Raw genomic sequence first — 21,621 nt, 5'->3', positions numbered from 1 at the left:
CGTTCCCTTCTCTTCTTGCTGGGGGTCTGTGGTCCCCCGGAAACTCAGTAATCGTCGTCGCCGTGCAGCCGTCGTCGTACCGACAGCAGCTCGACTTCGGGCCGGCCGGCGACCATGCGCTCACACCGGTCCAGGAGGTCTGTGAGGTGCCCGGCGTCCCCGGACACCGCCGCGAGGCCGATCTCGGCCCTGCGGTGGAGGTTCTGCCCGCCCACCTCCGCCACCGAGACCGCGTACTTGCGCTGGAGCTCGGCGACGATGGGACGGACGACTGAGCGTTTCTCCTTCAGCGACCGGACATCGCCGAGAAGCAGGTCGAAGGACAGCGTCCCCACATACATGTGTATCCGGATGTCCCGCCGGTACGGGGTCGAGTGACGCCCTGCCCGCTCTTGGCAGGGACATCAGAACCGTACACGCAACGGCCGGGGCCGATCGACGGAAATTCTCGTCCGCCGACCGGCCCCGACTGTCACCGCACGGTTCAGGCGCGCGGCTTCTCGCGCATCTCGTACGTCGCGATGACGTCGTCGATCTTGATGTCGTTGAAGTTTCCGAGGTTGATACCACCCTCGAAGCCTTCGCGGATCTCGGTGACGTCGTCCTTGAAGCGACGCAGACCCTCGATGGTGAGGTTCTCCGCGATGACCTTGCCGTCGCGGAGGAGGCGCGCCTTGGTGTTGCGCTTGACCTCGCCGGAGCGGATGAGAACACCCGCGATGTTGCCCAGCTTGGACGAGCGGAAGACCTCGCGGATCTCCGCCGTACCGAGCTCGACCTCTTCGTACTCCGGCTTGAGCATGCCCTTGAGGGCCGCCTCGATCTCCTCGATGGCCTGGTAGATCACCGAGTAGTACCGGACGTCGACGCCCTCGCGCTCCGCCATCTGCGCGGCACGGCCGGCCGCACGGACGTTGTAGCCGATGACGATGGCGTCGGAGCCCATCGCCAGGTCGATGTCCGACTCGGTGACCGCACCCACACCGCGGTGCAGGACGCGGATGTCGACCTCTTCGCCGACGTCGAGCTGGAGCAGCGAGGACTCGAGAGCCTCGACCGCACCGGACGCGTCGCCCTTGATGATGAGGTTGAGTTCCTGCACCAGACCGGCCTTGAGCACCTTGTCGAGGTCCTCGAGGGACACCCGGCGGACACGCTTGGCGAAGTTCGCGTTGCGCTCACGCGCAGCACGCTTCTCGGCGATCTGACGGGCGGTACGGTCCTCGTCGACGACCAGGAAGTTGTCGCCGGCGCCGGGGACGTTGGTGAGACCCAGGACCAGGACGGGGGTCGACGGACCCGCTTCCTCGACGTTGTTGCCCTTGTCGTCGAGCATCGCCCGGACACGGCCGTACGCGTCGCCGACGACCATCGTGTCACCGATGCGGAGGGTACCGCGCTGGACCAGGACGGTCGAGACGGCACCGCGGCCTCGGTCGAGGTGGGACTCGATGGCGATACCCTGCGCGTCCTGCTCCGGGTTGGCCCGCAGGTCGAGCGAGGCGTCGGCGGTGAGGACCACGGCCTCCAGCAGGGAGTCGATGTGCAGACCCTGCTTGGCGGAGATGTCGACGAACATGGTGTCGCCGCCGTACTCCTCGGCCACCAGGCCGAACTCGGTCAGCTGACCGCGCACCTTCACCGGGTCCGCGCCCTCGACGTCGATCTTGTTGACCGCGACCACGATCGGCACATCGGCCGCCTTGGCGTGGTTGAGCGCCTCGATCGTCTGCGGCATCACACCGTCGTTGGCCGCCACCACGAGGATCGCGATGTCGGTCGACTTCGCACCACGGGCACGCATGGCGGTGAACGCCTCGTGACCCGGGGTGTCGATGAAGGTGATGTGACGCTGCTCGTCGTTCACCTCGGTGGAGACCTGGTACGCACCGATGTGCTGCGTGATACCGCCGGCCTCGCCCGCGACGACATTCGTCTTGCGGATCGCGTCCAGCAGTCGGGTCTTACCGTGGTCGACGTGACCCATGACGGTCACGACCGGCGGACGCGCAACGAGGAACTCCTCGCCGCCCTCGTCCTCGCCGAACTCGATGTCGAAGGACTCGAGCAGCTCACGGTCCTCCTCCTCCGGGCTGACGATCTGAACTTCGTAGTTCATCTCGCCGGCGAGAAGCTGCAGCGTCTCGTCGGAGACGGACTGCGTGGCCGTGACCATCTCGCCGAGGTTCATCATCACGGCAACGAGCGACGCCGGGTTGGCGTTGATCTTCTCCGCGAAGTCGGTGAGCGAGGCACCGCGCGACAGGCGAACGGTCTCGCCGTTGCCGCGAGGCAGCATCACACCGCCGACCGACGGGGCCTGCATGGCCTCGTACTCCTGGCGACGCTGCCGCTTCGACTTGCGGCCACGACGCGCCGGACCGCCGGGACGGCCGAACGCACCCTGCGTGGCACCACGGCCACCGGGGCCGCCGGGACGGCCGCCGAAGCCGGGACGGCCACCGCCGCCACCGAAGCCGCCGCCGCCCGGGGCACCGCCGCCGGGACGGGGGCCGCCGAAGCCGCCGCCACCACCGGGACGGGCGCCGGGACCCGCAGGACGACCCGCGAAGCCGGGACGACCGCCGCCGCCACCGGGACCGCGACCGCCGCCACCGGGACCGCGACCGCCGCCACCGGGGCCGGGACGCGGGCCGGCAGCAGGACGCTGCGGCATCATGCCGGGGTTCGGACGGTTACCGCCGGGTCCGCCGCCAGGGCCACCGGCAGAGCGGGGCGCCTGCGGACGCGGCATGGAACCCGGAGTCGGGCGCGGGCCGCCGGAAGCGGCACCCTGCGGACGGGGACCACCGGGAGTGGCGCCCTGCTGGCGCGAACCACCGGGGGCACCGGGACCGCCGGGACGCGGCGCACCACCCTGGCGGGGCGCCTGCGGGCGCGCCATACCGGTGGAGCCGCCGGACGTGAAGGGGTTGTTGCCCGGGCGCGGACCCGCGGGACGGGCACCACCCGGACGGGGGGCACGCTCACCGGGCTTCGGAGCACCGGGACGGGCACCCTCGGGACGGCCGGGCGCGGACGGACGAGCCGCCGGGCGCGGGCCGGGGGTCGGACCACCGGGCTTCGGGCCGGCCGCGGGGGCCGACGGAGGCGCGGTGAACTCCGGGATGGCCGGAGCAGCAGGCGCCGGCTTGGGCGCGGGCTTCGGACCCGGAGTGGGACGCGGACCCGGAGTGGGGACCGCGGACGGGGCGCTGCTCACGGGGGCCTCGGCGACGACCGGCTTGGGGGCCGGGGCGCCGGGCTTCGGGGCAGCCGGACGTGCCGCCGACGCCGGAGTGGGCGCGGACGGCTTGGCGGGCGCCTGCTTGCGGGGCGCCGCGGGCTTGCCCGCGCCACGGCCGGAGCCGCTGCCCTGCTGGAAGGCGTCAGTCAATTTGCGTACAACCGGCGCCTCGATGGTCGAGGACGCCGAACGGACGAATTCACCGAGTTCCTGGAGCTTGGCCATGACGACCTTGCTCTCCACACCGAACTCCTTGGCGAGTTCGTATACCCGGACCTTAGCCACTTCGCTCCTTTTAGGTCCGGGTTGCCGCCGGACCGTCGCTACTTCATGGGCGTACTCATCGCGTACTCATCGAGTGCTCATCGCAATCTCGACCTACTTCCGACTCGCGAGGTACCTGACCGCACGGGGATCCGTGCCGTACGTCTTTCTTTTCCTACGGTGCTGCCTGCTCGACGTACCGGCGGACTTCCGCGGCTTCGAGCGGTCCCTTGGACCGGAAAGCCCGGGGGAACGCCCGGCGGCGGACCGCCAGGTCGAGACAGACCAAGGCGGGGTGTACATATGCACCCCGGCCGGGCAGCGTACCGCGTGGATCGGGAACACATCTGTCCTCGACCGCCACGATGCGCAGCAGATCGCTCTTGGCCGCTCGCTCCCGGCATCCCACGCAGGTTCGCTCAGGGCAGGCACGGGCATGCGTCCGACCAGACACGCTTAAGTCTACCTCCCCGCGCCGACCTCACCCCTTTGGGGGAAAAATCGAACGGATGTTGTCGTGATCCGATCGGGACCCGTCGCCCCGGCACCGACTGGTCCAACAGGGCCCCGGCCCGATTCATTCCTCAGCCGCGCTCGGCACCCTGCTCGGTGTGCTCGGTGTCCGGGCGGATGTCGATCCGCCAGCCGGTCAGCCGCGCCGCGAGCCGGGCGTTCTGCCCTTCCTTGCCGATGGCGAGGGAGAGCTGGTAGTCGGGAACCGTCACCCGGGCGGAGCGGGCGGCCAGATCGACGATCTCCACCTTGCTCACCCGGGCGGGTGACAGGGCGTTGGCCACCATCTCGGCCGGGTCGTCCGACCAGTCGACGATGTCGATCTTCTCGCCGTGCAGCTCGGCCATGACATTGCGCACACGGCCGCCCATCGGGCCGATGCAGGCGCCCTTGGCGTTCAGCCCGGAACGGGTCGAACGGACCGCGATCTTGGTGCGGTGTCCGGCCTCACGGGCGATCGCCGCGATCTCCACCGAACCGTCCGCGATTTCCGGGACCTCCAGGGCGAAGAGCTTCTTCACCAGGTTCGGGTGGGTACGCGACAGCGTCACGGACGGACCGCGGACACCCTTGACCACCCGCACGACATACGTACGCAGCCGCAGACCGTGCGTGTACTCCTCGCCCGGCACCTGCTCCTGCACCGGCAGGATCGCCTCCAGCTTGCCGCCGTCCAGGCTGACCAGCACGTTCTTGGGGTCCTTGCCCTGCTGGACCATGCCGATGACGACATCGCCCTCACGGCCGGCGTACTCGCCGAACGTGACCTCGTCCTCGGCGTCCCGCAGCCGCTGCAGAATGACCTGCTTGGCGGTGGTCGCCGCGATCCGGCCGAACCCGGACGGTGTGTCGTCGAACTCGCGGGGCTCCTGCCCCTCCTCGAGATCGGCCGGGTCTTCCTTCGCCCAGACCGTCACATGCCCGTTCTCACGGTTGAGCTCGACCCGCGCATGGCGGCGGCTTCCCTCGGTGCGGTGATAGGCGATGAGGAGGGCCGACTCGATCGCCTCGACCAGCAGGTCGAAGGAGATCTCCTTCTCCCGTACCAAGCCCCGCAGGGCACTCATGTCGATGTCCACGGCTACGCCTCCTCTTCCTTCTTGTCCTTGCGGCTGAATTCGATCTCCACACGCGCCTTGGCGATCTCGTCGAACGCGACGCGGCGGGCGGTGGGCTTACGGCCCTTCACACCCGGTACTTCCAGATCCACGCCCTCGTCGTCCACCTGGAGGATCCGCGCGACCAACTCGCCGCCCTCGTGCGGCTGGATCCTGGCCAGCCGGCCGATGGCGCGTACGTAGTGGCGGTGTTCCTTGAGCGGGCGCTCGGCACCCGGAGAGCTCACCTCGAGGACGTACTCGTCCTCGCCCATGACGTCGCTCTCATCGAGCTTCTCGGAGATGACACGGCTCAGCTCGGCGCAGGCATCGAGCTCCACGCCCTCCTCCGAGTCCACGACGACCCGCAGCATGCGGCGCCTGCCTGCCCGGGACACCTCGATGTCCTCCAGATCCAGGTCCTTCGCGCTGACGAGCGGTTCCAGCAGTCCGCGCAGCCTCTCGCTCTGGGTGGTGCTCATCCGGGTGACTCCTCGGCCGCGTGTGCTGTTGTGGATACGTCGCGTGTCAGATCAAAGGGTATCCGGTCGCGGGGGGTGTTGCGGTCCACACACGGTTGACCCGCGGGTACGCTCGCCTGCGGTGATCATTCCTGGCCGGAGGGAGTCGGACATGCGCAGACGAGCACTCCTCACCACGGGCGCGGGTACCGCAGCCGTGCTCCTCACCGGCTGCGCGGCAGAGGACGGCCGGCCGGGCGGCGACGGGACCCACGCCACGGACGCAGAGACGGAACTCCGGCGGCGCTCGGCCACGACGAGCCGCGAACTGCTGTCCCGTTACGACGCGGTGATCGCCCGTCACACGGCTCTGACGGCACGCCTCGCCCCCCTGCGCGCGGAAGTCGACGCGCATGTGACGGCACTGTCCCCGGCGGGGACGGCCGCGTCGAGCAGCCCGGCCGCGGCGGCCACCGCGGCGGACCCGAAGGGCACGCCCCGGCCGTCGGGCACGTCCGACCCGAACACGACCGCCAGGAGAAACGTCCCTGCAGACCCTGCCGTCGCCCTGCGGGAGCTGGCCGCCGCCGAGCGGCGGACCGCCGATGCGCACGCCGCCACGCTCGGCGGCGCGCCCGACGAGTTCGCACGGCTGCTCGCGTCCGTGGCTGCCGCCGCGGCCGCGCATGCGTACCTGCTGACCGAAGGGAACCGCGCGTGAGCGACAACCGGACGCTTCAGGCCGTCCAGGCCGCCCTGGCGGCCGAGCATGCCGCCGTGTACGGCTACGGGGTCGTCGGCGGCCGGATCGGCAAGGCCCGGCAGGGCGAGGCCCGCGAGGCCCACACCGCGCACCGCGCCCGGCGGGACGCGCTGGAGCGGCAGGTACGCGCTCTGGGCGGCGACCCGGTGCCCGCCGCCGCGGGGTACGCTCTGCCGTTCGCGGTGGCGGACACTGCGGCCGCTGTACGGCTCGCCGCCGAGCTGGAGGAGCGGGTCGCGGGCGTGTACTCGGACCTCGTACGGGCCTCGAAGGGCCCGCTCCGCGGCGACGCCGCGGGCGCGCTGCGCGAGGCGGCCGTTCGGGCGGTGCGCTGGCGCGGCGGGAGCGTAGCCTTTCCTGGGCTCGCCGAGCGGACGACGCCGGCGCCGCCTTCCAGTACCTGACCAAGGGACGACGCACGCATGGTTTTCGAACCGCCGCAGCGGCTTGTACGGGCGCTCGGCGAGACGTACGGGGACGCGGCCGCACAGGAGTGGCTCGGGCAGCTGCCCGGGATCGCCGAGGATGCCGTGACCGGACTCGGGCTCACGGTCGAACGGGTCCAGGCACCCGGCGGCCGCAGCAGCCTCGTCCTCCTCGTACGTCGGAAGGACGGCACCCCGGTCACATTGAAGATCGCACCGCTCGAGGCCCGTCCGGCGCTGGAACGCGCTGCCCTGGAGCACTGGAACGGCTGGGGCTCGGTGCGGGTGCTCGCCGCGTTCGGTGACGGTGCGCTGCTCCTGGAGCGCCTCCACTCCGAGGTCTCCCTGCGCTCCCTGCCGGAGGCGAAGGCGCTGCTGGAGGCCGCGGGAACGGTACGCCGGCTGTGGGTCGAGCCGGCCGGGGACCACCCCTTCGAAAGCGTCGAGGAGCGCACCGGCCGCCAGGCGTCGGCGATGCCGGCCGCCGCGGACTCCGACACCGAGCCGCTCGTCGAGGCCGCGCTCGCCGCCCGTGCGCAACTGGTCGCCACCACCCCCGAACTCCTGCTGCTGCACGGCAACTTCCGGCAGAGCAAGGTACTGGCCGGTGAGCGCGCGCCCTGGCTGGCAGTCGGCCCCGAACCAGTGGTCGGTGAACGCGCGTACGACCTGGCCCGGCTGGTCCGGGACCGCGTCGAAGACCTCATCGCCGCGCCGGCCGGCGCGTCGGTGGCGCGCCGCCGGGTGAACAAGCTCGCCGACTCGCTCGACGTGGACCGCGACCGGCTGCACGGCTGGACGCTGTTCCGCGCCGTCGAGTCGGGCCTCCGCGCGCGGGCGGCAGGCCGCCACCAGGACGCCGAGCTGCTGCTGGAGTTCGCGGGCTGGCTGTAGGAGGCCGGGGCCGGGGCAGCACCCCGGCCCCGGCGGCCGTCAGGCCCTGAGGCGGGCGATCGCCTCGTCGACCGTCAGTTCCTCGCGCTCGCCCGTGCGGCGGTCCTTGAGCTCCAGGACGCCCTCCGCGGAGCGACGGCCGGCGACCAGGATCTTCGGTACGCCGATCAGTTCCGCGTCGGTGAACTTCACGCCCGGGGAGACACCGGCCCGGTCGTCGACCAGGACCCGCACGCCGACCGCGTTGAGCTTCTCCGCGACGTCGAGCGCCAGCTCCGTCTGGAGGGCCTTGCCGGCCGCGACGACATGGACGTCCGCCGGGGCGACCTCGCGGGGCCAGCACAGGCCCTGCTCGTCGGCGGTCTGCTCGGCGAGCGCGGCCACGGCACGCGAGACGCCGATGCCGTACGAGCCCATCGTCACGCGGACCGGCTTGCCGTTCTGGCCGAGGACGTCGAGCTGGAAGGTGTCGGCGTACTTGCGGCCGAGCTGGAAGATGTGGCCGATCTCGATGGCGCGGTCCAGCTTCAGTCCGGCACCGCAGCCGGGGCAGGGGTCGCCCTCCTCGACGACGACCACGTCGAGGTAGTCGTCGACCTCGAAGTCCCGGCCGCAGACCACGTTCTTCGCGTGCGTGTCGGGCTTGTTGGCGCCGGTGACCCAGGCGGTGCCGGGGGCGATCCGCGGGTCCGCGATGTAGCGGACCTTCTCCAGGCCCTGCGGGCCGACGTAGCCGCGTACGAGGTCGGGGCGGTCCTCGAAGTCCTCGGCGGTGACCAGCTCGACGACGGCCGGGGCCAGGTGCTCCGCGAGCTTGCCGAGGTCGACCTCGCGGTCGCCCGGCACACCCACGGCGGTGATCTCGCCGTCGACCTTGACCAGGAGGTTCTTCAGGGTCGCCGACGCGGGCACGCCCAGGTGCGCGGCAAGCGTCTCGATGGTGGGGGTGTCGGGGGTGTCCAGCTCCTCGACCGGGCGGTACTCGGCGGTGTCCGGGACGCCCTTGAAGGTCACCGCCTCCGTGTTCGCGGCGTAGTCGCAGGCCGGGCAGTCCACGAAGGTGTCCTCGCCGGCCGCGGCCGGGGCAAGGAACTCCTCGGACGCCGAGCCGCCCATCGCGCCGGAGACCGCCGACACGATGCGGTGGTCCAGGCCCAGACGCTGGAAGATCTTGATGTACGCCTCGCGGTGCAGCCGGTACGACTCGGCGAGGCCCTCGTCCGTGGTGTCGAAAGAGTACGAGTCCTTCATCTGGAACTCACGGCCGCGCAGCACACCGGACCGGGGCCGTGCCTCGTCCCGGTACTTCGTCTGGATCTGGTAGAGCATGACCGGCAGGTCCTTGTAGGACGTGCACTGGTCCTTCACCACCTGGGTGAAGATCTCCTCGTGGGTGGGACCGAGGAGGTAGTCCGAGCCCTTGCGGTCCTTCAGGCGGAAGAGCAGGTCGCCGTACTCCTCCCAGCGGCCGCTCGCCTCGTACGGCTCCTTGGGCAGCAGGGCGGGCAGCAGCACCTCCTGGGCGCCGATCGCGTCCATCTCCTCGCGCACGACGCGGGTGATGTTCTCCAGGACCTTCTTGCCCAGCGGCAGCCAGGTCCAGATGCCGGCGGAGGTGCGACGGACGTAACCGGCGCGGACGAGCAGCTTGTGGCTGAGCGTCTCGGCGTCCGCCGGGTCGTCGCGCAGTGTCTTGACCATCAACCGGGACATGCGCTGGACCTGGGCCATGGGGATCTCTCCTGGTGCTACGTGTGTGATGAACAGGAGGTTAGCCGGGGCCCCTGCGGGCGTGGAAATCCGTTTCACCGGCGCTTCAGCGGCAGGGGTGCCCCCATCACGGCGTACGGGCGGGGAGCGGACGGGAAGAGGACCTGCCGGGCGAGGTCCTGATAGCCGAGCGAACGGTACAGGCCACGGGCCGGGCTCTCGGTGTCGATCGCGGAAAGGATGGATCGCGGCTCGGCAGCCCCGTCGGTGATCATGGTGATCAGTGCGCGGCCGATGCCCCGGCCCTGGAAGTCGGGGTGGACATGCAGCTCGGTGATGACGAAGGCGTGGTCCAGCCAGTCGTCGTTGCCGGTGCTGCGCAGATACGGCTCAACGATGGTGGACCACCAGTGGGAGCGGTCGTTCGGCATGCCGTACACAAAGCCGACGAGCTCGCCGTCCGGGGTGGTCGCGCCGAGCGCGCGGGCGCCGGGGCAGGTGAGGTGCCTGAGCACGATGTGCCGGCGGATGCCCACCTCGTCCTCGCTGAGCCCGAACGCGACGGCCTGCACGGCGAGCGCTTCGTCGACGCATGCCGCGAGGTCGAGCGGGCCGACCACGACGTCAATCATGCGCCCGACCCTACTTGTTGGGCGCGCGGCCCGAAACGGCAAGGTGCTGACGCGCGCCCTGGTCACCGCTCTCCGTCCAGGCTGACCTGGGGGCACCTCTGCGGGCACCCCCCGGACGGGCTGGGGCGGTGCTGCCAGTTGCCGGGTGTGCTGGTTGCCGCCGGTTGCCGGGTGCCGCTCCGGGATGCTGCCGGTCCGGGGCTGCCGCCGGTTGCCGAGTGCCGCTCCGGGGTGCTGCCGGTCCGGGCATACTCTGCTTTCCGGGGCGTGACATCAGCGGCTGCGCCGCGGGCCCCGGGCCCCCGTACGCCGCGCGGTCTCGTGGTTCGTCAGGCTGACCCGCACGTTCGCGCGACACACATCACGTTTTACGGCCCGGCCGGCATCCCCTGCGCGACCCCCTTCACGCGCCGTGGGGCGGGCAGCCCGGGCAACCCTGTGAGGCGCCTGGCCAGTGCCGCGACCGGCAACGTTTGCCCGTCAAGGAGCGGCGTCCGGTGCGTGCGATCGCAAGGCGGCCGAAGACCCTCGTAGCAGCGCTCCTCGGGTTTTCGGCCAACCCAGCGAGCGTGCGTGCCTGAGGGCACCCCCAGAGGTAGCTGGGGGGAGCGCCGCAACGGGGCAAACGGGAGGGGCACTAGAACAGCACGCTCATGAACGCGCCCGCTTCCTTGAAGCCCACTCGGCGGTAGCAGGCGCGGGCCGACGTGTTGAAGTCGTTGACGTAGAGGCTGACCACCGGGGCCACATCGGCCAGGGCGTAGCGGAGAACCGCTGCCATACCCGTCTCGGAGAGGCCTCGGCCGCGGTGTTCGGGGGCCACCCAGACACCCTGGATCTGGCAGGCCTGTGGGGTGGCCGCGCCGATCTCCGCCTTGAAGACGACCTTGCCGTCCTCGATACGGGCGAAGGAGCGGCCGGAGCCGACCAGCTCCGCGACCCTCGCCTGGTAGAGCAGGCCGCCGTCGCCGGCGAGCGGGGAGACACCGACCTCCTCGGTGAACATGGCGACGCAGGCCGGCATGATCACGTCCATCTCGCTCTTGCGGACGCGGCGGACATAGGGGTCCGGGGTGACGTCGGCCGGCATGGAGTCGGTGACCATGAGCGGCTGGTTGGCCCGCACCTCGCGGGCGGGGCCCCAGCTGGGTTCGAGTAGCCGCCACAGCATTCCGGTGGGCCCGGCGGGGCCGACGATCGAGGAGCACCGGCGGCCGGCCCTGCGGGCCCGGTCGGCGAAGGCACGTACCGCGTCCGGCGTGGCACAGATGGGGACCATGTTGGCGCCGGAGTAGCACAGCGAGGTGAGCTTTCCGTGTGCGTACCAGCCCCACATCTCGCCGCCGAGCCGCCAGGGGTCGAGGCCCGCGACCTGCACACGGGACGTCACGAAGGCGTTGGCGACCGGGTCGCTCTCCAGGATGGCGAGCGACGCTTCCAGGTCGCCGGGTTCGAGGACCCGGGTGGTGGTCTGCGTCAACAACGAGACGGCTCCATCACTCCTCGCGGCGAACGACACGTGTCGAACACCCTGCTAGCGTCGTCGTGTGCTCATGGGCACCGGTCAGGGCTTGACCGTCGCGTCACTGCGAGAAGCTCCTTGGGGTGGAGTCACACGGTCTGCTGATCTCCGAACCTTACCCGGAGATGCGTCGCGGCACCGAACGAAAGGAGCCCGGGCGCCGCCTCCGGAGGGGCGCCCGGGACTCTTGGGGTACGCAACCGCCGGCCGACAGGCTTATCCCGCGACGGAGATCTGGGGCTCGCCGGAGGCGACGCCCTCCTTCTCCATCTGTTCGGCGATCTTCATGGCCTCTTCGATCAGGGTCTCCACGATCTTCGACTCGGGCACGGTCTTGATGACCTCGCCCTTGACGAAGATCTGACCCTTGCCGTTGCCGGAGGCCACACCCAGGTCCGCCTCACGGGCCTCGCCCGGGCCGTTGACGACACAGCCCATCACGGCGACCCGAAGCGGCACCTCCATGCCCTCCAGACCCGCCGTGACCTCCTCCGCCAGCTTGTACACATCCACCTGCGCCCGGCCGCAGGACGGGCAGGAGACGATCTCCAGCCGACGCTGACGCAGATTGAGCGACTCCAGGATCGCGATGCCGACCTTGACCTCCTCCGCCGGCGGCGCGGACAGCGACACCCGGATGGTGTCACCGACGCCCTGCGACAGCAGCGCGCCGAAGGCGACAGCGGACTTGATCGTGCCCTGGAACGCCGGGCCCGCCTCGGTGACACCGAGGTGCAGCGGGTAGTCGCACTGCGCCGCCAGCTGTCGGTAGGCCTCGACCATCACCACCGGGTCGTTGTGCTTGACCGAGATCTTGATGTCGCGGAAGTCGTGCTCCTCGAACAGCGACGCCTCCCACAGCGCGGACTCCACCAGCGCCTCGGGAGTGGCCTTGCCGTACTTCTGCAGCAGCCGGCGGTCCAGCGAGCCGGCGTTGACACCGATGCGGATCGGGGTGCCCGCGTCCTTCGCGGCCCGCGCGATCTCCTTGACCTTGTCGTCGAACTGCTTGATGTTGCCCGGGTTCACCCGCACCGCCGCACAGCCCGCGTCGATCGCCGCGAACACGTACTTCGGCTGGAAGTGAATGTCCGCGATCACCGGGATCTGCGACTTCTTCGCGATGGTCGCCAGCGCGTCCGCGTCGTCCTGCGTCGGGCACGCCACCCGCACGATCTGGCAGCCCGCCGCCGTCAGCTCGGCGATCTGCTGCAGCGTCGCCCCGATGTCCGACGTACGCGTCGTCGTCATCGACTGCACCGACACCGGCGCATCCCCACCGACAGCCACCGTTCCGACCATGATCTGCCGGCTCTTGCGGCGTTCGGCCAGTTTGGTCGGAACGGACGGCATTCCCAGAGAAATAGCAGTCATCTGCTGTGCAACCCCAAGGTGTGGATCAAGGTCCCGGAATCGGCGGGCTCCAGGCTCCGAGATTACGCCACGGGGGTTGCGTGGAGCACATCACGTCGGCCAAACCACCCCATGGATGGGAGGACGTGTCGCATGCTCGACCGGAGCCCGACTCGGCCAGGCGGCCGAGTCGACCCGCCTCACGGCGGTCCGGCAGGAGGCCTCGCACAGGGTGTTCCCCCGGCGAGGCCTCCCGAAGGTACGCGTTCGTCAGCCCGAGAGCCTGACGGGGTTGACGATGTCGGCCACGAGGACGAGCAGGGTGAAGCAGATGAAGACGCTCGCGACGACATAGGCGAGCGGCATCAGCTTGGCCACGTCGAAGGGACCCGGGTCCGGGCGCTTGAGGAGGCGCGCCAGGTTGCGGCGGGCCGCCTCCCACAGGGCACCCGCGATGTGTCCGCCGTCGAGCGGCAGCAGCGGCAGCATGTTGAAGAGGAACAGCGAGAGGTTGACGCCGGCCAGGACGTACACGGCCAGCCCGATCATGTTCTCCATCGGGAGGTCGAGACCGAAGATCTCGCCGCTGATACGGGCCGCACCCACGATGCCCACCGGGGAGTCGGCCTTGCGCTCCGCGCCGTTGAAGGCCGCGTCCCACAGGTCCGGGATCTTGGACGGCAGGTCGACGACCGACTGGACGCCGGCTTCGACCATGTCGCCCATCCGGTTGACGGACTCGCCGAAGGACAGGGGCTGGTCGACGCTCAGCGCACCGAAGCCCAGGTAGCCGGCCGTGGTGTACCCGTCGACGATCTGGCCGTTCTCGTCCTTCTTGGCGACTTTGTTCTCGATCAGGGTGGCGGTCAGATCCAGCTGCTTGCCGTCGCGCTCGACCGTGATCGTGGTCTTGCCGATCTTGTCGCGGATCCGCTGGGACAGGTCCGTCCATTCCGTCACCGGATGGCCGTCGAAGGCGACGATCTTGTCGCCGGGCTTCAGCCCCGCGGCCTGGGCGGGCGAGACCGGGTCACCCGGGCGGCAGTCCGTGCGCTTCTCGCTCTGCTGGATGACACAGGGCTGGACCGTCTCCACCGTGGTGGTCTGGGTCTTGACCCCGATGGTCATCATCACGCCCATGAAGAGCGCCACGGCGAGGATCAGATTCATGAACGGACCCGCGAACATGACGATCACGCGCTTCCACGGCTTGCGCGTGTAGAAGAGCCGCGTCTCGTCGCCGGGCTGGAGCTCCTCGAACGCCGCCGAGCGGGCGTCCTCGATCATGCTGCGCCAGGGCGAGGTCGAACGGGCCTCGACCTTGCCGTCGGCCCCCGGCGGGAACATTCCGATCATGCGGATGTAGCCGCCGAAGGGGATGGCCTTGATGCCGTACTCCGTCTCCCCCTTGCGCCGGGACCAGAGCGTCGGGCCGAAGCCGACCATGTACTGCGGCACACGGACGCCGAAGAACTTGGCGGTCGACAGATGTCCCAGCTCGTGCCAGGCGATGGAGAAGAGCAGTCCGACGGCGAAGATCAGGATGCCGAGGACCGTCCACAGGATCGTCATGCGCGAGCCTCCGCTGTCGCCTTCAGTGCAAGTTCACGAGCCCGGGCACGGGCCCAGGTCTCCGCCTCGAGGACGTCCGCGACCGTGAGCGAAGTTCCCGTACGGGGCTCGCCGTGCTCGGCCACGACCTCGCTGACCGTATCCATGATTCCGTTGAACGGCAGCCGCCCGGCCAGAAAGGCGTCCACGCATTCCTCGTTCGCGGCATTGAACACCGCCGGGGCGGTACCGCCGAGCGTACCGACGTGCCGGGCGAGTCCGACGGAGGGGAACGCCTCGTTGTCGAGCGGGAAGAACTCCCAGCTGGACGCCTTGGACCAGTCGAAGGCGGGGGCCGCGTCCGGTACCCGCTGGGGCCAGCCGAGGCCGATGGCGATCGGGCCGCGCATGTCCGGCGGGGTGGCCTGGGCGAGGGTCGAACCGTCCGTGAACTCCACCATGGAGTGAACGTACGACTGCGGGTGTACGACGACCTCGATGCGGTCGAAGGGGATGTCGTAGAGGAGATGGGCCTCGATCACCTCCAGACCCTTGTTGACCAGGGTCGCGGAGTTGACCGTGATCACCGGGCCCATCGCCCACGTGGGGTGCGCCAGCGCGTCGGCGGGGGTGACGTCCACCAGCTCGGCCTTGGTACGGCCGCGGAAGGGGCCGCCGGAGGCGGTGACCACGAGCTTGCGGACGTCGGCGCGGGTGCCGGCGGCCAGGGCCTGGAAGAGCGCGGCGTGCTCGGAGTCGACCGGAATGATCTGGCCCGGCTTGGCGAGCGCCTTCACCAGCGGGCCGCCGACGATCAGCGACTCCTTGTTGGCGAGCGCGAGGGTATTACCGGCCTCCAGCGCGGCGAGGGTGGGCGCGAGTCCGATGGAGCCTGTGATGCCGTTGAGGACCGTGTGGCACTCGGAGCGGGCCAGCTCGGTGGCCGCGTCGGGGCCGGCCAGGATCTCGGGGACCGGCTCGGTCCCTCCCCCACTCTCGGCTTCGCTCGAGCGGGGGGACCCCCATTGCTCCTTCAGCGCCTCGCGCAGCGCGGGCACCACGTCCTCGCGGGCCACGGCGACCGTACGGACGCGCAGCAGGCGCGCCTGCTCGGCGAGCAGGCTCACCCGGCCGCCCGCCGCGGAGAGCGCGGTGACACGGAACCGGTCGGGGTTGCGCAGGACCAGGTCGATGGCCTGGGTGCCGACCGACCCGGTGGAGCCGAGGATCACGATGTCCCGGCGTCCTTCGGCGGCGTCGAAGAGGAGGTGCGGATCGGCGAGGGGTGCAGGGCTGTCGCTCATGCGCCCCATTGTCGCCGCATGCGAGGGCAGCACGTGCTCATGGGGGTGACCTGGCCGCCCCCACCGGCCCGCGGCCGCCCTCCGGGCCGGGTGGGGTGTGCGGGGGCGTCCCCGCAGAGGCGGGCGCGACGGGGGCGCCCACCTCCACGTGAACCGGTCTCGGGACGGTGGCTCAGCGGATGGGGCGGTGGACGTTGTCGTGTTTCGCCGGGCCCGGGGTGGCGTCGGCGATCCACGGACCGTCGCCGCTGGGGTCGATGACGCCCCGCTCCAGCCAGGTGTACGAACCGTTCAGCACACCGCCCACCACCTTGCGGTCGAGGTCGTCGGTGTTGGTCCACAGCCGGTCGAAGAGCTCCTCGACGCGTATCCGGGCCTGGCGGCAGAACACGTCCGCCAGCTGGTAGGCCTCGCGGCCGTGCTCCTCGGTGGTGCGCAGCAGCTCGGCCCGTACACAGGCCGCGCTCATCGCGAACAGCTCGGCACCGATGTCGACGATCCGGCCCAGGAAGCCCTGCTTGGTCTCCATCCGGCCCTGCCAGCGGGCCATGGCCAGGAAGGTCATACGGGCGAGCTTGCGCGCGGAGCGTTCGACGTACCGCAGATGCGCGGACAGGTCGGGGTGGCCCGGCGGGTGGAATTCCGGGTAGGCGCGAGGGAGCTGGCCGGGGCCCGCGACCAGTTTGGGGAGCCAGCGGGCGTAGAAGCCGGCCGCGTTGGCGCCTGCCTTGGCCTTGTCGGAGAGGGTCTTCTCCGGGTCGATGAGGTCGCCCGCCACGGAGAGGTGGGCGTCGACGGCCTCTCGGGCGATCAGCAGGTGCATGATCTCCGTCGAGCCCTCGAAGATGCGGTTGATGCGGAGGTCACGGAGCAACTGCTCCGCCGGGACCGCGCGTTCGCCGCGGGCGGCGAGGGAGGCCGCGGTCTCGAAGCCGCGGCCACCGCGGATCTGGACCAGCTCGTCGGCTATCCGCCAGGCCATTTCGCTGCCGTAGAGCTTGGCCAGGGCCGCCTCGATGCGGATGTCGTTGCGGTCCTCGTCGGCCATCTGGGAGGACAGGTCGAGGACGGCTTCCAGGGCGAAGGTGGTGGCGGCGATGAAGGAGATCTTGGAACCGACCGCCTCGTGCCGGGCGATCGGCTTGCCCCACTGCTCGCGTGCCGAGGACCACTCGCGAGCGATCTTCAGACACCACTTGCCGGCGCCTGTGCAGGCGGCCGGCAGCGAGAGACGGCCGGTGTTGAGGGTGGTCAGAGCGATCTTGAGGCCGGTGCCCTCGGGACCGATGCGATTGGCGGCCGGGACGCGGACCTGGTGGAAGCGGGTGACACCGTTCTCGAGCCCGCGCAGGCCCATGAAGGCGTTGCGGTTCTCGACGGTGATGCCCGGCGAGTCGGCCTCGACGACGAAGGCCGTGATGCCGCCCCTGTGGCCCTCGGACCTCGGGACGCGAGCCATGACGACAAGGAGGTCGGCGACCACGCCGTTGGTCGTCCAGAGCTTCACCCCGTCGACGATGTACGAGTCGCCGTCCGGCACCGCGGTCGTGGCCAGCCGGGCCGGGTCGGAGCCGACGTCGGGCTCGGTGAGCAGGAAGGCGGAGATGTCGGTACGGGCGCAGCGCGGCAGGAAGGTTTCCTTCTGCTCCTTGGTGCCGAAGAGTTTCAGCGGCTGCGGTACACCGATCGACTGATGGGCGGAGAGCAGGGCACCCAGGGCGGGATTGGCCGTGCCGACCAGGGCGAGGGCCTTGTTGTAGTACACCTGGGTGAGACCGATGCCGCCGTACTTGGGCTCGATCTTCATACCGAAGGCCCCGAGCTCTTTGAGGCCGTTGACGACCTCGTCGGGGATCTTCGCCTCGCGCTCGATCCGCGCACCGTCGATCTTCGTCTCGCAGAAGTCGCGGAGCTTGGCGAGGAACGCCTCGCCGCGCTGGACGTCTTCCGGTGCCGGGAGGGGGTGCGGATGGATGAGGTCGAGGCGGAAGCGACCGAGGAACAGCTCCTTGGCGAAACTCGGTTTTCGCCAGTCCTGCTCCCGGGCGGCCTCCGCCACTTGGCGGGCTTCGCGCTCGGAGACTTTGGGCTTGGTCGGAGCGGACATGAGGGGCTCACCTCGCCGCGGTGTGAGTCGGACCGGGGGACCCGGTCGGCAGCGTCACCAACCGGTTGCTACTCGTCCGTAGTACCCGATTCCCGCCCCGGTCACCACCCTTCGCGCCCAGTCGGGTGCCTTTGTGCCGCTTTTGGGCCTGTGAGGTTGCGGTTACGCCGCCGCTGGACTACTTCCTCGTGCGGGTCACGACCACGCCGAAGAGGGCGAGTCCCTTGACGACGACGCGCGGTGTGCCCGGTTTGCCGATGCGGCGCGCGGCGCGCTTGTCGAAGACGCCGAACAGGCCGAGGCCCCGCACCTCGACCTCGATGTCGTCCGGGACCACGATCCTGGTGCCGCCCCACAATGCGACGGCGCGGATCTCGGTGTCCTGGCTGCTGAAGCGCGCGTCCTGACCGGGGCCCGCGCACCGGCGCTGCAGTCTCCCGCCATCGGCGCTGTAACCGTAGAACCGCCCGCGTACCGCATCGTCCGCCGGTGGGGCGAGCTCGCCCCACTCCACGGTGTGGCAGACATCGGGATCCGGCGACCATCGCAGCCGGACAGCTGGAAAGCCCGGACTACCGACGAGCATCGCGGCACCGGACCTTTGTCATCATCGAGCTCGCCGTGCGGAAGGCGTCGCGGCGTCGTGGCCGCGCTGCACGCCCGGCTCATCGAGGGCCTGGACGCCGAGCGGGTCACGCTGACGGTGCGCCCGGAGCCGGATGCCGAACCCCGGCCCAGGCCGCCTACGCGGCGTGGGGGTACAAACACGTCGAGGTCTCCCACCCGTGGGAGGACGCGCCGCTCTGCGACGCTACGGTCCTCAGCCTCCGCCCCGGCGCGCAGCAGGGCGCGTCGATGTTCCCAGCGTGTTCCCACCACTCCACGGGAATCAGGCGGGATTCGGTTTGTCTCCCAGGTCAGAAAGCAGGTACACAACAACGGCCGGAGCCCCCGCACAGTAGGCTCCGGCCGTTGGGTCTTGTGTGTACTACAGGGCGAGGCCCGTCAGGACCAGCACACGCTCGTACGTGTAGTCGTCCATCGCGTACTTGACACCCTCGCGGCCCACACCGGACTGCTTGGCGCCGCCGTACGGCATCTGGTCGGCGCGGTAGGAGGGAACGTCGCCGATGATCACGCCGCCGACCTCGAGGACGCGGTGGGCGCGGAAGGCCGTCTGGAGGTCGTGCGTGAAGACGCCCGCCTGCAGACCGAACTTCGAGTCGTTGACCATGGCGAAGGCCTCGGCCTCGCCGTCGACCTTGTGCAGGCTCAGGACCGGGCCGAAGACCTCCTCGGTGGCGAGGGTGACGCCCTCGGGCAGGTCGGCCAGCACGGTCGGGGCGTAGGTCGCGCCGTCACGCTTGCCGCCGGTGAGCAGCTTGGCGCCGGCCTTCACGGCCTCGTCGACCCAGGACTCGACGCGCTTGGCGGCGTCCTCGCTGACCAGCGGGCCGACGTCGGTCGCGTCGTCCGACGGGTCACCGGTGCCCTGCGCCTCGACGGCCGCGACGACCTTCTCGACCAGACGGTCGTAGACGGAGGCGTCCGCGATGACGCGCTGCACCGAGATGCAGGTCTGGCCGGCCTGGGAGTTCGAGAAGACGGCCATACGGGTCGCCGCCCAGTCCAGGTCCTCCTCGGAGGACCAGTCGCCGAGGACGACGGCCGCGGCGTTGCCGCCCAACTCCAGGGTGCAGTGCTTGTGCGGCACCGACTCCTGGATGGCGTAGCCGACCTTGTCCGAACCGGTGAAGGAGATGACCGGCAGGCGCTCGTCCTTGACCAGGGCGGGCATCGCGTCGTTCAGCACCGGCAGGATGGACCAGGAACCGGCCGGCAGGTCGGTCTCGGCGAGCAGCTCACCCAGGATCAGACCGGACAACGGGGTCGCCGGGGCCGGCTTGAGGATCATCGGCGCGCCGGCGGCGATCGCCGGGGCGATCTTGTGGGCGCACAGGTTCAGCGGGAAGTTGAACGGCGCGATGCCGAGCACGACGCCCTTGGGGAAGCGGCGGGTGATGCCCAGGCGGCCGACGCCGCCGGCGTCGGTGTCGAGGCGCTGCGCGTCGCCACCGTTGAAGCGGCGGGCCTCCTCGGACGCCCAGCGGAAGACGGAGACGGCACGGGCGACCTCACCGCGCGCCCACTTGATCGGCTTGCCGTTCTCGGCCGAGATCAGCTGGGCGATCTCCTCGGTGCGCTCGGTGAGGCGCTTCGCCACGTGGTCGAGCGCCGCGGAGCGTACGTGGGCCGGGGTGGCGGCGAACTCGTCGATCACCGCGTGCGCGGCGGCGACGGCCTCTTCGACCTGCGCCTCGGTCGGGACGCTGACCTTGCCGACGAGGCGACCGTCGAAGGGGTTGGTCACGTCGAAGGTGTCGTCGCCGGTGGCCTGGCGGCCGGCGAGCCAGAAGGCGTGGGTGGCTGCCTGAATTCCCTTTGGCATGTGCGAGTCCCGGCCCTTCCGAGGTAGTGGGTTTGACTTCCACCAAGGTAGGGGGGCGGGCCGGGAAGCGTGATTGTCCGGGATGGAGTGGTCAAGGGGCGCGCCCGCTACGCTTTGGAAGGAATTACGGCGCGACTTTGCACCGGCCCGGCGTCAGCGCCGCCGTTCCGTACTCACGATCAAGCACACGCCCGCGACCACGATCGCGCCGCCGACCACGATCGGCCAGGACAGCTGCTCGCCGAGGATCAGCCAGCCCAGGAACACGGCGACCACCGGGTTCACGTAGGCGTAGGTGGCGACCAGGGAGAGCGGGGCGGTGTGCAGCAGCCAGGCGTACGCGGTGAACGCGATCAGCGAGCCGAACACGATCAGATAGGCCAGCGCGACCCAGGAGCGTGTGGAGACCTCGCCCAGATCGAGACCGTGGTGCTCGCCGCGTCCCAGACCCACCAGCAGGGCACCGATGCCGCCCGCGACCATTTCGTAGGCGCTGGCCGCGAAGGGGTTGGCCGGCATCGGGATCTTCGAGGACGAGAAGGAGCCGATCGACCACAGCAGCGATGCGACGATCACCAGCAGAACCCCGCCGAACTTCACGTCACCGCTGACCCCGGGCACGGTCAGCACCGCGAGCCCGGCGAGCCCCACGACCACTCCACCGAAGGCCGCAAGGCCCGGGCGTTCCCCGAAGGCCGTGCGCAGCAGCACCACGAACACGGGAACGATGGCGATCAGCAGTGCGGCGAGCCCGGAGGGCACGGAGGTCTCGGCGATGACGACCAGGCCGTTGCCGCCGAGTATCAGCAGCAGACCGACGACGACAGCCGAGGCGAGCTGCTTGGGGGTGACGCGCAGCGCGGCGGGCCCCTGGCGCCAGGCGACCACCGCGGCGAGCAGAAGTCCCGCCGTGATGAACCGGGCGCCGCCCGACAGCAGCGGCGGCAGGGTCTCGACGACGATGCGGATGCCCAGGTAGGTGGAACCCCACACGACGTAGACAATGCCGAGCGCACCCCATACGGCGCCGCTGATCCGACGCCCGGTGGCCGGGGTGGCCGGGGTGGTGACATCGGCGCTCGCCGCGTCCGAAGGTGCCCGGGAAGCCTGTGCCGTCATGCGCGTCCCCTCTCATGCTCATTACACGCACGAAAAGGCTAGGGCTCCGACGGCCCAATGGCCAAGAAATCTGCCCGACTTCGGGCAAGGGTCGGCCTGATCGGCGTCTCTGGTTACCGGGGTAACTGAGCCACCCGCCGGAACCTGCCCGCGATCCGGGCCATCGCCTGGTCGAACATCGCCCGCCAACGGGCAGGGTCCACGCTGCGG

General features: G+C 70.3%; 18 protein-coding genes. 3 read left to right on the top strand and 15 right to left on the bottom strand.

Annotated features, from left to right (window positions below; all coding sequences use genetic code 11):
* Positions 1-44 precede the first annotated feature (44 nt).
* The 5 genes from ABD858_RS23910 to rimP all read right to left on the bottom strand — a co-directional run bounded on the left by ABD858_RS23910 (position 45) and on the right by rimP (position 5,603).
* Complete coding sequence (locus ABD858_RS23910; RefSeq protein WP_345041039.1) at positions 45-341, bottom strand: DUF503 domain-containing protein; 297 nt, start codon at positions 339-341, stop codon at positions 45-47.
* Between the two features lie 143 nt (positions 342-484).
* Positions 485-3,532, bottom strand: coding sequence for a translation initiation factor IF-2 (infB, locus tag ABD858_RS23905; RefSeq protein ID WP_345041037.1), 3,048 nt, complete (start codon positions 3,530-3,532; stop codon positions 485-487).
* Positions 3,533-3,686: 154 nt separating this feature from the next.
* A complete protein-coding gene (locus ABD858_RS23900) occupies positions 3,687-3,965 on the bottom strand; it encodes a YlxR family protein (RefSeq protein ID WP_345041034.1) in 279 nt (92 codons plus the stop codon).
* A gap of 130 nt (positions 3,966-4,095) precedes the next feature.
* Entirely contained in the window at positions 4,096-5,103 is a 1,008-nt protein-coding gene (gene nusA, locus ABD858_RS23895; RefSeq protein ID WP_345041032.1) for a transcription termination factor NusA, read from the bottom strand.
* 2 nt (positions 5,104-5,105) lie between these two features.
* Positions 5,106-5,603, bottom strand: coding sequence for a ribosome maturation factor RimP (rimP, locus tag ABD858_RS23890; RefSeq protein ID WP_345041031.1), 498 nt, complete (start codon positions 5,601-5,603; stop codon positions 5,106-5,108).
* Positions 5,604-5,754: 151 nt separating this feature from the next.
* On the opposite strand from rimP, the gene ABD858_RS23885 reads away from it, so the two are divergent.
* The 3 genes from ABD858_RS23885 to ABD858_RS23875 are packed head-to-tail and all read left to right on the top strand — an operon-like array spanning position 5,755 to position 7,664.
* Positions 5,755-6,303 (top strand): hypothetical protein, encoded by a 549-nt coding sequence (locus ABD858_RS23885; protein ID WP_345041030.1) that lies wholly within the window; start codon positions 5,755-5,757, stop codon positions 6,301-6,303.
* Complete coding sequence (locus ABD858_RS23880; protein WP_345041029.1) at positions 6,300-6,749, top strand: ferritin-like domain-containing protein; 450 nt, start codon at positions 6,300-6,302, stop codon at positions 6,747-6,749. Before ABD858_RS23885 ends, ABD858_RS23880 begins: the two co-directional genes overlap by 4 nt.
* 18 nt (positions 6,750-6,767) lie before the next feature.
* Positions 6,768-7,664: an aminoglycoside phosphotransferase family protein gene (locus ABD858_RS23875; RefSeq protein ID WP_345041026.1), complete on the top strand. Its 897-nt coding sequence runs from the start codon at positions 6,768-6,770 to the stop codon at positions 7,662-7,664.
* A gap of 39 nt (positions 7,665-7,703) precedes the next feature.
* Here the strand turns inward: ABD858_RS23875 and ABD858_RS23870 are convergent, their stop codons facing one another.
* The 10 genes from ABD858_RS23870 to ABD858_RS23825 form a co-directional block, all read right to left on the bottom strand.
* Positions 7,704-9,395, bottom strand: coding sequence for a proline--tRNA ligase (locus ABD858_RS23870; protein ID WP_345041024.1), 1,692 nt, complete (start codon positions 9,393-9,395; stop codon positions 7,704-7,706).
* A 74-nt stretch (positions 9,396-9,469) separates the two neighbouring features.
* Positions 9,470-10,006, bottom strand: a complete 537-nt coding sequence (locus ABD858_RS23865) for a GNAT family N-acetyltransferase (RefSeq protein ID WP_345041022.1) — start codon at positions 10,004-10,006, stop codon at positions 9,470-9,472.
* Positions 10,007-10,643: 637 nt separating this feature from the next.
* Entirely contained in the window at positions 10,644-11,489 is an 846-nt protein-coding gene (locus ABD858_RS23860) for a GNAT family N-acetyltransferase (protein WP_345041019.1), read from the bottom strand.
* Positions 11,490-11,744: 255 nt separating this feature from the next.
* Positions 11,745-12,902 carry a flavodoxin-dependent (E)-4-hydroxy-3-methylbut-2-enyl-diphosphate synthase gene (ispG, locus tag ABD858_RS23855; protein WP_345041017.1) on the bottom strand — a complete coding sequence of 386 codons (1,158 nt, stop codon included), beginning with the start codon at positions 12,900-12,902 and terminating at the stop codon, positions 11,745-11,747.
* A 249-nt stretch (positions 12,903-13,151) separates the two neighbouring features.
* Complete coding sequence (locus tag ABD858_RS23850) at positions 13,152-14,453, bottom strand: M50 family metallopeptidase (RefSeq protein ID WP_345041015.1); 1,302 nt, start codon at positions 14,451-14,453, stop codon at positions 13,152-13,154.
* Positions 14,450-15,745, bottom strand: coding sequence for a 1-deoxy-D-xylulose-5-phosphate reductoisomerase (dxr, locus tag ABD858_RS23845; protein ID WP_345041012.1), 1,296 nt, complete (start codon positions 15,743-15,745; stop codon positions 14,450-14,452). The genes ABD858_RS23850 and dxr overlap by 4 nt, the downstream gene beginning before the upstream one ends.
* Positions 15,746-15,908: 163 nt before the next feature.
* The gene (locus ABD858_RS23840) at positions 15,909-17,843 is read right to left on the bottom strand and encodes an acyl-CoA dehydrogenase family protein (RefSeq protein ID WP_345041010.1); all 1,935 of its coding nucleotides are present in this window, start codon (positions 17,841-17,843) and stop codon (positions 15,909-15,911) included.
* A gap of 178 nt (positions 17,844-18,021) precedes the next feature.
* Positions 18,022-18,429 carry a DUF6302 family protein gene (locus tag ABD858_RS23835; protein WP_345041008.1) on the bottom strand — a complete coding sequence of 136 codons (408 nt, stop codon included), beginning with the start codon at positions 18,427-18,429 and terminating at the stop codon, positions 18,022-18,024.
* Between the two features lie 402 nt (positions 18,430-18,831).
* Entirely contained in the window at positions 18,832-20,292 is a 1,461-nt protein-coding gene (locus ABD858_RS23830; protein WP_345041005.1) for an aldehyde dehydrogenase family protein, read from the bottom strand.
* 153 nt (positions 20,293-20,445) lie between these two features.
* Positions 20,446-21,411, bottom strand: coding sequence for an EamA family transporter (locus ABD858_RS23825; protein ID WP_345041003.1), 966 nt, complete (start codon positions 21,409-21,411; stop codon positions 20,446-20,448).
* Between the last annotated feature and the right edge of the window lie 210 nt (positions 21,412-21,621).

The sequence above is a fragment of the Streptomyces sannanensis genome, from assembly GCF_039536205.1.
Taxonomy (GTDB): Bacteria; Actinomycetota; Actinomycetes; order Streptomycetales; family Streptomycetaceae; genus Streptomyces; species Streptomyces sannanensis.
The sequence above is the reverse complement of the archived record's forward strand: the minus strand, read 5'-3'. Positions and strand labels throughout refer to the sequence as shown.

Excerpts from the sequence above, each read along its gene's own strand:
- ABD858_RS23825 (WP_345041003.1), bottom strand. The coding sequence starts at position 21,411 with ATGACGGCACAGGCTTCCCGGGCACCTTCGGACGCGGCGAGCGCCGAT.
- dxr (WP_345041012.1), bottom strand. The coding sequence starts at position 15,745 with ATGGGGCGCATGAGCGACAGCCCTGCACCCCTCGCCGATCCGCACCTC.
- ispG (WP_345041017.1), bottom strand. The coding sequence starts at position 12,902 with ATGACTGCTATTTCTCTGGGAATGCCGTCCGTTCCGACCAAACTGGCC.
- ABD858_RS23875 (WP_345041026.1), top strand. The coding sequence starts at position 6,768 with ATGGTTTTCGAACCGCCGCAGCGGCTTGTACGGGCGCTCGGCGAGACG.
- ABD858_RS23850 (WP_345041015.1), bottom strand. The coding sequence starts at position 14,453 with ATGACGATCCTGTGGACGGTCCTCGGCATCCTGATCTTCGCCGTCGGA.
- ABD858_RS23865 (WP_345041022.1), bottom strand. The coding sequence starts at position 10,006 with ATGATTGACGTCGTGGTCGGCCCGCTCGACCTCGCGGCATGCGTCGAC.
- ABD858_RS23835 (WP_345041008.1), bottom strand. The coding sequence starts at position 18,429 with ATGCTCGTCGGTAGTCCGGGCTTTCCAGCTGTCCGGCTGCGATGGTCG.
- ABD858_RS23830 (WP_345041005.1), bottom strand. The coding sequence starts at position 20,292 with ATGCCAAAGGGAATTCAGGCAGCCACCCACGCCTTCTGGCTCGCCGGC.
- ABD858_RS23870 (WP_345041024.1), bottom strand. The coding sequence starts at position 9,395 with ATGGCCCAGGTCCAGCGCATGTCCCGGTTGATGGTCAAGACACTGCGC.
- ABD858_RS23840 (WP_345041010.1), bottom strand. The coding sequence starts at position 17,843 with ATGTCCGCTCCGACCAAGCCCAAAGTCTCCGAGCGCGAAGCCCGCCAA.
- ABD858_RS23885 (WP_345041030.1), top strand. The coding sequence starts at position 5,755 with ATGCGCAGACGAGCACTCCTCACCACGGGCGCGGGTACCGCAGCCGTG.
- rimP (WP_345041031.1), bottom strand. The coding sequence starts at position 5,603 with ATGAGCACCACCCAGAGCGAGAGGCTGCGCGGACTGCTGGAACCGCTC.
- ABD858_RS23910 (WP_345041039.1), bottom strand. The coding sequence starts at position 341 with ATGTATGTGGGGACGCTGTCCTTCGACCTGCTTCTCGGCGATGTCCGG.